Below are 9,263 nucleotides of genomic sequence, written 5' to 3'. Positions count from 1 at the left end.
CGCCTTGTCCTGATTTTTGTTAATCCGCTATAAACAACGCTTCGTCCAAAAAAACGATTGAATTTGCGGGCAGAAGCTGGACGAAAACCGCCGACAGCCTGCCGCAAAAGGCACACGGTTTGCGCTAGGGCTTAGGCGTGTCGCGCGAAATCAATGCGGGCGGGCATCATTTCCTCTACGGCGGCATCAGCGGCGGCGGCGTGCATTATTGGGATAACAAAGATTTCAGCGAACAGTGCCTGCGCCTGTCGCTCGGCTATAAAAATCGTTCGGTAACGCGCTCGTTCGGCATCGTGCCGTTTGTCGGGCAAAACCTCTTAGGCGGCAGCCGATACAATTTCGTCGGCGGCTTCAATGCCGATTTCTCCCAACGCTTGGGCGAACACTGGCGGCTGACACTAAACGCGGGCAATATGTGGAAGCGTTATCAGGCAGACCGCACCGCCGCCCGATACGACAGCCATATGCCGCTGGCGGGTGCGACGCTGATGTATTCCGCGCCGAAAGACTGGCTGCTTTACGGCAGTGCGGACTGGTCGCACGACATAACGAAAGAGGCGGAACAGGCTTCCATCCGCAAGGGTTTGCGTGTCGGCGCGGTCAAAACGTTCGACGGCGGGCTGGGTCTGCGGGCAAACCTGCGCTATACCCGCAGGACTTTTGATGCACCCGGGACCATTGTGTACCGCTTCCCGCGTAAAGACCACGAATATCAGGCAAACCTGTCGTTGTGGCACGACAAAATCTCTTGGAAGGGATTTACGCCGCAACTCAATTTCCGCTATCTGAAAATCGACAGCAATATGAAAAGTTTTTACACACGCAAAAACACGCAGATTTTCATGAGCGTGGAAAAGGATTTCAAATAAGCGCAAAAAATGCCGTCGGCAACATCCGTGGGCAGAATCAAAAACAACCTCATCATTTATTGTCAACGCCTGCGCCGTCAGAGTAACATTGCGTTTTTCCCCCACCGATATCCGCCATGACCACCACCCCCGCAAACATCCTCGCCTCCGTCGATTTGGGTTCCAACAGTTTCCGCCTCCAGATTTGCGAAAACAACAACGGACAGTTGAAAGTCATCGATTCGTTCAAACAGATGGTGCGCTTCGCCGCCGGACTGGACGAACAGAAAAACCTGAGTGCCGCTTCCCAAGAACAGGCTTTGGACTGTCTGGCAAAATTCGGCGAACGCCTGCGCGGCTTCCGCCCTGAACAGGTACGCGCCGTGGCAACCAATACATTCCGCGTCGCCAAAAACATCGCAGATTTCCTTCCCAAAGCCGAAGCGGCACTGGGTTTCCCCATCGAAATCATCGCCGGGCGCGAAGAGGCGCGGCTGATTTATACCGGCGTGATCCACACCCTCCCCCCGGGCGGCGGCAAAATGCTGGTTATCGACATCGGCGGCGGTTCGACAGAATTTGTCATCGGCTCGACGCTGAATCCCGACATTACTGAAAGCCTGCCCTTGGGCTGCGTAACCCACAGCCTGCGCTTCTTCCAAAACAAAATCACCGCCAAAGACTTCCAATCTGCCATTTCCGCCGCCCGCAACGAAATCCAGCGCATCAGCAAAAATATGAGGCGCGAAGGTTGGGATTTCGCCGTCGGCACATCGGGTTCGGCAAAATCCATCCGCGACGTGCTTGCCGCCGAAATGCCCCAAGAGGCGGACATTACCTACAAAGGAATGCGCGCCCTCGCCGAACGCATCATCGAAGCCGGTTCGGTCAAAAAAGCCAAATTTGAAAACCTGAAACCGGAACGCATCGAAGTTTTTGCCGGCGGACTTGCCGTGATGATGGCGGCGTTTGAGGAAATGAAACTCGACAGGATGACCGTAACCGAAGCCGCCCTGCGCGACGGCGTGTTTTACGATTTGATCGGGCGCGGTTTAAACGAAGATATGCGCGGACAAACGGTTGCCGAGTTCCAACACCGCTACCACGTCAGCCTCAATCAGGCGAAACGCACCGCCGAGACCGCGCAAACCTTTATGGACAGCCTCTGCCACGCTAAAAACGTTACAGTTCAAGAGCTTGCCTTGTGGCAACAGTATCTCGGACGCGCCGCCGCGCTGCACGAAATCGGTTTGGACATCGCCCACACCGGCTATCACAAGCATTCCGCCTACATCCTCGAAAACGCCGATATGCCGGGTTTCTCACGCAAAGAACAGACCATACTTGCCCAACTGGTCATCGGTCATCGCGGCGATATGAAAAAAATGAGCGGCATCATCGGCACCAACGAAATGTTGTGGTATGCCGTTTTGTCGCTGCGCCTTGCCGCACTGTTCTGCCGTTCGCGCCAAGACCTGTCTTTCCCGAAAAATATGCAGTTGCGTACGGACACGGAAAGCTGCGGCTTCATCCTGCGTATTGACAGGGAATGGCTGGAACGCCATCCCCTGATTGCCGACGCATTGGAATATGAAAGCGTCCAATGGCAAAAAATCAATATGCCGTTCAAAGTCGAGGCCGTCTGAACCTTGCGGGGCAAATGCCGTCTGAATGATGTTCAGACGGCATTTCCCTGTCCGCAACATCCCGATATGCGCGGCACATCTGCTCGGAACGGTCATGCAGGCGTAAAAAACAAGGGGCATACAACTCAAAAACCGCCTGAAAATCTTCAGGCGGTTTCGTTTGGGTTGCCGGCAGGCGGCATCCCATCATTTTTGCCAAGGCAACAAATTATTTGGCGGCATCTTTCATTTTGTCTGCCGCTTCCTGAGTCGCGTCGGCAGCTTTGTTCAAAGTATCTTTAGCTGCTTCAGTTACAGCTTCTTTGGCTTCAGTTACAGCTTCTTTGGCACTTGCCTTTGCATCAGCCGCAGCATCTTTGACTTGGTCTTTCGCTTCTTCGACGGCAGAAGCGGCAGACTCGGCGGCAGAAGCCGCAGTGTCTTTAACATCGGACTCAACGGCTTGAACCGCTTCCTTAACCTCCTGTTTGGCTTCTTGCGAACAAGCTGCCAAGGCAGCCGCCATCATTGCGGCAATCAATAATTTTTTCATGTCTTATCCTTCTTGAGTTGTTGATTAAGGTTTTGCTTAAAAATCGGACCGTGTTCCATCAATCGGCTGATTTTGCCCATCGGCCGGAGAGAAAACGGTTTCCCGTTTAGTTAAAACCCATTATATTTAAATATAAAGGTTTTTTTTCTCGAACAATAAGGCGGCATCAATGCCATATTGAAACACGTCCGAAAACTATTTTATGAAAACAGTTCGGAAAATTGTAACACATATCCCCCTCCTTTTGAGTTTCCCGACGGTGCGGACTTTTTCCTGCAGGGTTTGAAAAAACCAAATATATTCCGGGATGTCCGAATACCTCAATAATGGCGGCGGCGGAAATAAAACGCCCCCTCGCTGTCGATTTCCAGCACATAGCGTCCGTTCTGCACGGCGGCATAGCCGCTTTTGCCTGCCTGATAGGGTTGCAGGGCGGAATGCGAAATCAGGTAATCCGTCAGTTTGCCGCCGTCTTCGGCGATATTGCCCACCAGTTTGGCAAACAAGGTATGGCACACGCCGTTTTCCGCCCAGCCTACCGGACCGCCCTTATCGTCGGTTTCCATGCATTTGCCGCTGACGGCTTCCAAGTCGTTGGGATGCTTGCCGGTCAGCCGGACGACGTTTTGTTCCGGCAAGCCTTTAAGAGGTTCGGACGGCATCGGGTTTATTTCAACGGGCGGATGCCGACCGCATCGCGTACTTTGTCCAACAATTCGCGTGCTTCTTTACGCGCTTTTTGCGCGCCTGCCTGCAAAATCTCTTCGATTTGCGAAGGGTCGGCGGTCAATGCGTTGTAGCGTTCGCGCGGTTCGGCGAGTTCGGCGTTGATTTTCGCCGCCAAAAGTTTTTTTGCCTCGCCCCAAGCCAAGCCGTCGGCAAGCATTTTCGTAAATTCCACCGTTTCAGACGGTGTGGAGAAGGCTTTGTAGATTTCAAACAATGGGCTTTCGTCGGGCTGTTTCGGCTCGCCCGGCTCTTTCATATTGGTGATGATTTTGTTGACCGATTTTTGGGTTTTTTTGTCGTTTTCCCAAAGCGGAATGGTGTTGCCGTAGGATTTGGACATTTTGCGTCCGTCCAAACCGACCAAGAGTTCGACGTTTTCGTCGATTTTCACTTCGGGCAGGGTGAAGAGTTCTCGGAAGCGGTGATTGAAGCGGCCGGCAATGTCGCGCGCCATTTCGACGTGTTGGATTTGGTCGCGCCCGACGGGGACTTCGTTGGCGTTGAACATCAGAATATCAGCAGTCATCAGAATCGGATAACTGAACAAACCCATTTCCACACCGAAATCAGGGTCTTCCTGCCCGTTTTCTGCATTTGCCTGCACGGCGGCTTTGTAGGCATGGGCGCGGTTCATCAAACCCTTGGCGGTGATGCAGGTCAGAATCCAGTTCAACTCCATCACTTCGGGAATGTCGCTTTGACGGTAGAAAGTGGTCTGTTCCGGATTGAGTCCGCAGGCGAGCCATGTGGCGGCAACAGCTTGGGTGGATTGGTGAATCATCTCCGGCTCGTGGCATTTGATGATACCGTGGTAATCGGCGAGGAAGAGGAAGGATTCGGTATCGAGGTTTTGCGCCGCGCGGACGGCGGGGCGGATGGCGCCGACGTAGTTGCCCAAATGCGGGATGCCGGTGGTGGTTACGCCGGTCAGAACTCGTTTTTTGCTCATAAAAATGTCCTTGCGGCATCAATGCCGTCTGAAAGGGAAAAAGATGCGCCGATTATACCCGATTTGCCACCTACATCCAGCCGACAACAGACTTTTCCATATTAAGAAGATATAGTTATACACATTATTATACATTTTTATATACTTTAAATTCAATGATATATCGAATTAAATATAGAAAAACAGAAAACAGAACTTGAGTTATCCACAATGATGCACATATAGGCTTCGACAGCGGACATTTTGAAAAGGAAACGAAAATGCGATACGACAAATTAACCGCCAAATTCCAACAAGCCCTTGCAGAAGCTCAGAGTTTGGCGTTGGCTGCGGACGGCAGCTATCTGGAAGCGGGCTTTGTGTTAAAAGCCCTGCTTGACGACCAAAACAGTGGAGCCGCCGCGCTCTTGGCTCATGCGGGCGTGAACGTGCCGCAGGTGAAACAGCGTTTGCAGCAGCATTTGAACAGCCTGCCGAAAGTGTCCGGCCAGGGCGGCGACATTCTGCCCAGCCGCGAATTGCAGGCGGTGTTGAACCTGATGGACAAGGCTGCCACCAAACGCGGTGATGCCTATATCGCCAGTGAACTTTTCCTGCTTGCCTTGGTGCAGCAGAACGATGCGGCCGGCAAAATTTTGAAAGAAGCCGGCGCGACCGAACAAAACATCAATGCCGCGATTGACGCGGTACGAGGAGGACAAAACGTGAACGATGCCAATGCCGAAGACCAACGCGATGCTTTGAAAAAATATACGCTCGATCTGACCCAACGCGCCCGAGACGGTAAGCTCGACCCCGTTATCGGCCGTGACGACGAAATCCGCCGTGCGATTCAGGTATTGCAACGCCGTACCAAAAACAACCCTGTGCTGATTGGCGAACCGGGCGTGGGTAAAACCGCCATCGTCGAAGGTTTGGCACAACGCATCGTCAATGGCGAAGTACCTGAATCCCTGCGTAATAAACGCCTTTTGGTTCTGGACTTGGCGGCTTTGATTGCCGGTGCGAAATACCGCGGCGAATTTGAAGAACGCTTGAAAGGCGTGTTGAACGACTTGGCTAAAGACGATGGCAACACTCTGATTTTCATTGACGAAATTCATACTTTGGTTGGTGCAGGTAAAACCGACGGCGCGATGGACGCGGGTAATATGTTGAAACCGGCTTTGGCACGCGGCGAATTGCACTGTATCGGTGCAACTACTTTGGACGAATACCGCCAATACATCGAAAAAGACGCGGCACTCGAACGCCGCTTCCAAAAAGTATTGGTCGGCGAGCCAAGTGTAGAAGACACCATCGCTATCTTGCGCGGTTTACAGGAGCGTTATGAAATCCACCACGGTATCGATATTACCGACCCTGCTATCGTTGCCGCAGCGGAGTTGAGCGACCGCTACATTACCGACCGCTTCCTGCCTGATAAAGCGATTGATTTGATTGACGAAGCCGCCAGCCGTGTCAAGATGGAAAAAGAAACCAAGCCGGAAGCAATGGACAAAATCGACCGCCGTCTAATTCAGCTTCGGATGGAAAAGGCGCACGTTGAAAAAGAAAAAGACGATGCCAGCAAAAAACGTTTGGAACTGATAGACGAGGAAATCAACGGTCTGCAAAAAGAATACGCCGATTTAGACGAAATCTGGAAAGCCGAAAAAGCAATTTCAGACGGTGCTGCTAATATTAAGAAACAAATTGACGAAGTCAAAATTAAAATCGAACAGGCAAAACGGCAAGGCGATTTGGCACTGGCTTCAAAATTGATGTATGAAGATTTGGAGCATTTGGAAAAACAGCGTGCAGCCGCCGAACGGGCAGATACGGACAGCACAAAACCGGCAAACAAACTCTTGCGTAATAATGTCGGCGCAGAGGAAATCGCAGAGGTGGTTTCCCGTATGACCGGCATTCCCGTATCCAAAATGATGGAAGGCGAACGCGACAAACTGCTGAAAATGGAAGAAGTATTGCACCGCCGCGTGGTCGGACAGGACGAAGCCGTGCGTGCCGTGTCCGACGCTATCCGCCGCAGCCGCTCCGGTCTTGCCGATCCGAACAAGCCTTACGGCAGCTTCCTGTTCTTGGGCCCGACCGGCGTGGGTAAAACCGAGTTGTGTAAAGCCCTGGCAGGCTTTCTGTTCGACAGCGAAGATCATCTGATTCGCATCGATATGTCCGAATATATGGAAAAACACGCCGTTGCCCGCTTAATCGGCGCGCCTCCGGGTTATGTCGGCTACGAAGAAGGCGGCTACCTGACCGAACAAGTGCGCCGCAAACCGTACAGCGTGATTCTTTTGGACGAAGTGGAAAAAGCCCATCCCGATGTGTTCAACATCCTGCTGCAAGTATTGGATGACGGCCGCTTGACCGACGGACAAGGCCGTACCGTAGATTTTAAAAATACCGTGATTGTGATGACTTCCAACATTGGCAGCCAGCACATCCAACAAATGGGCATTCAGGACTACGAAGCGGTAAAAGAAGTTGTGATGGAGGATGTGAAAGAACATTTCCGTCCAGAAATGATCAACCGTATCGACGAAGTAGTCGTGTTCCACGGACTGGATCAGGCAAACATCCGCAGCATTGCGAAAATCCAGCTCAAAGGTTTGGAAAAACGTTTGGAAAAACAAAACCTGCGCCTGACTGTTTCCGATGCCGCACTGGACATCATCGCCAAAGCCGGTTTCGACCCGATTTACGGCGCACGTCCACTCAAACGCGCCATCCAGTCGGAAATCGAAAACCCGCTGGCAAAAGCCCTGCTTGCCGGAAACTATGCGCCCGAAAGCGAAATCAGGGTAGAAGCCGACGGCGACAGACTGAAATTTGCCTGATTCGTTCCTGCTGTTGAAAATGCCGTCTGAAACGGGAATCTCCGTTTCAGACGGCATTTTTTATCCTCGGCAGACAAACCGTCCCCTTATTGGCGGTAGGTTTGCAGGAATCTTGCCAGCCTGCCCATCGCCTCTTCAATCTGATGGACGTAAGGCAGCGTGACAATGCGGAAATGGTCGGGCTTGATCCAATTAAACCCCGTTCCCTGCACCAGCAAGACTTTTTCGCGCACCAGCAAATCGTAAACGAATTTCATGTCATCGCGGATGCGGTACATTTCGGTATCGATTTTCGGGAACATATACATCGCGCCCATCGGTTTGACGCAGGACACGCCGGGGATTTGGCTGACCAGTTCCCACGCCCTGTTGCGCTGTTCCAAAAGCCGCCCGCCCGGCAAGATGAATTCGTTAATGCTCTGATAGCCGCCCAATGCCGTCTGAATCGCATGCTGCATCGGCGTATTGGCACACAGGCGCATGGACGAGAGCATATCCAAACCCTCGATGTAACCTTTTGCGTGATGTTTCGGCCCGTTGAGCACCATCCAGCCTTGGCGGAAGCCGGCGACGCGGTAGGATTTGGACAAACCGTTGAACGTTACCGTCAAAAGGTCGGGGGCAAGCGCGGCGATGTGGTGGTGAACCGCGCCGTCATAAAGGATTTTATCGTAAATCTCGTCGGCGAAAATAATCAAACCGTGCTTGCGCGCCAGTTCGGCGATTTCCAACAGGATTTCCCTGCTGTACACCGCGCCTGTCGGATTATTGGGATTGATGACGACGATGGCTTTGGTTTTGGGCGTGATTTTGGCTTCCATATCGGCAAGGTTGGGGAACCAGCCGTTTTCTTCGTCGCACAGATAATGGCGTACCGTACCGCCCGCAAGCGTTGCCGCCGCCGTCCACAAAGGGTAGTCGGGCGCGGGAATCAGGATTTCGTCGCCGTCGTTGAGCAATGCCTGCATAGACATCGTAATCAGCTCGGACACGCCGTTGCCGATATAGACATCATCAACCGTAATATCGCGCAAACCTTTGGTCTGATAGTAGTGAACAATGGCTTTGCGGGCGGAATACAGCCCTTTAGAATCGCAATAGCCTTGCGAAGTCGGCAGGTTGCGGATGACATCGACCAAGATTTCATCAGGGGCTTCAAAGCCGAACGGCGCAGGGTTGCCGATATTGAGTTTAAGGATTTTATTGCCCTCCTCTTCCAACTGAAGTGCTTTTTTGTGAACCGGCCCGCGTATGTCGTAACAGACGTGATCGAGCTTTGCAGACTTGGGAAATTTATCCATGATGTGTTCCGTAAATTTTGGGCAATGGGTGGGAATGTACTCTTTTTCACGCGGAATTTAAAGCATCAAACCGAGATTTTCAGGCTTTTTACCTGCCCTCTTTGCGCCGTTCGCTGACGCTTTTGCCGCCTATTCCCCAGTTATCGGTATCCACTTCATCAATCACGACAACCGTTGTTTCGGGATTTTTGCCCAGCACGCGTGCCAGCAATTCGGTTACGCCGCCGATCAGTTCCGCTTTTTGCGCGGCAGTCGGTGCTTCCTTGCCGCCGGTTACTTTAATATTGACATAAGGCATGATCTTTCTCCGTTTTGAAATATTGCTATCTTATCAAACAAGTTGCCTCCGCCCAAACGTCCGCTTCATTTTCTGAAAAATTCAAATCGATATAGTGGATTAACAAAAATCAGGACAAGG

General features: G+C 52.1%; 8 protein-coding genes. 3 read left to right on the top strand and 5 right to left on the bottom strand.

Translation table 11 applies throughout. The features are described 5' to 3' along the window. Positions 1–137: 137 nt before the first annotated feature. Positions 138–869 carry a surface lipoprotein assembly modifier gene (locus HMPREF2959_RS01795; RefSeq protein ID WP_002243315.1) on the top strand — a complete coding sequence of 244 codons (732 nt, stop codon included), beginning with the start codon at positions 138–140 and terminating at the stop codon, positions 867–869. Positions 870–985: 116 nt separating this feature from the next. Then, positions 986–2,494, top strand: coding sequence for an exopolyphosphatase (ppx, locus tag HMPREF2959_RS01790; RefSeq protein WP_002243314.1), 1,509 nt, complete (start codon positions 986–988; stop codon positions 2,492–2,494). Between the two features lie 208 nt (positions 2,495–2,702). Here the strand turns inward: ppx and HMPREF2959_RS01785 are convergent, their stop codons facing one another. The 3 genes from HMPREF2959_RS01785 to trpS all read right to left on the bottom strand — a co-directional run bounded on the left by HMPREF2959_RS01785 (position 2,703) and on the right by trpS (position 4,704). Then, entirely contained in the window at positions 2,703–3,026 is a 324-nt protein-coding gene (locus tag HMPREF2959_RS01785) for an Ag473 family lipoprotein (protein ID WP_070696300.1), read from the bottom strand. A gap of 320 nt (positions 3,027–3,346) precedes the next feature. Then, a complete protein-coding gene (locus tag HMPREF2959_RS01780) occupies positions 3,347–3,688 on the bottom strand; it encodes a hypothetical protein (RefSeq protein ID WP_002220616.1) in 342 nt (113 codons plus the stop codon). A gap of 5 nt (positions 3,689–3,693) precedes the next feature. Continuing rightward, positions 3,694–4,704 carry a tryptophan--tRNA ligase gene (trpS, locus tag HMPREF2959_RS01775; RefSeq protein WP_070696297.1) on the bottom strand — a complete coding sequence of 337 codons (1,011 nt, stop codon included), beginning with the start codon at positions 4,702–4,704 and terminating at the stop codon, positions 3,694–3,696. 260 nt (positions 4,705–4,964) lie between these two features. Between trpS and clpB the strand changes: the two genes are divergently transcribed. Further along, positions 4,965–7,544 carry an ATP-dependent chaperone ClpB gene (gene clpB, locus HMPREF2959_RS01770; RefSeq protein ID WP_002230685.1) on the top strand — a complete coding sequence of 860 codons (2,580 nt, stop codon included), beginning with the start codon at positions 4,965–4,967 and terminating at the stop codon, positions 7,542–7,544. A gap of 86 nt (positions 7,545–7,630) precedes the next feature. Here the strand turns inward: clpB and HMPREF2959_RS01765 are convergent, their stop codons facing one another. Together HMPREF2959_RS01765 and HMPREF2959_RS01760 are read right to left on the bottom strand one after the other, a co-directional pair. Further along, positions 7,631–8,845 carry a pyridoxal phosphate-dependent aminotransferase gene (locus HMPREF2959_RS01765; RefSeq protein ID WP_002212951.1) on the bottom strand — a complete coding sequence of 405 codons (1,215 nt, stop codon included), beginning with the start codon at positions 8,843–8,845 and terminating at the stop codon, positions 7,631–7,633. Positions 8,846–8,933: 88 nt separating this feature from the next. Then, positions 8,934–9,143, bottom strand: coding sequence for a tautomerase family protein (locus HMPREF2959_RS01760; RefSeq protein WP_002212949.1), 210 nt, complete (start codon positions 9,141–9,143; stop codon positions 8,934–8,936). Between the last annotated feature and the right edge of the window lie 120 nt (positions 9,144–9,263).

The organism is Neisseria sp. HMSC070F02, from assembly GCF_001814225.1.
Lineage (GTDB): Bacteria > Pseudomonadota > Gammaproteobacteria > Burkholderiales > Neisseriaceae > Neisseria > Neisseria meningitidis.
This window is presented reverse-complemented; position numbering and strand designations above follow the sequence as displayed.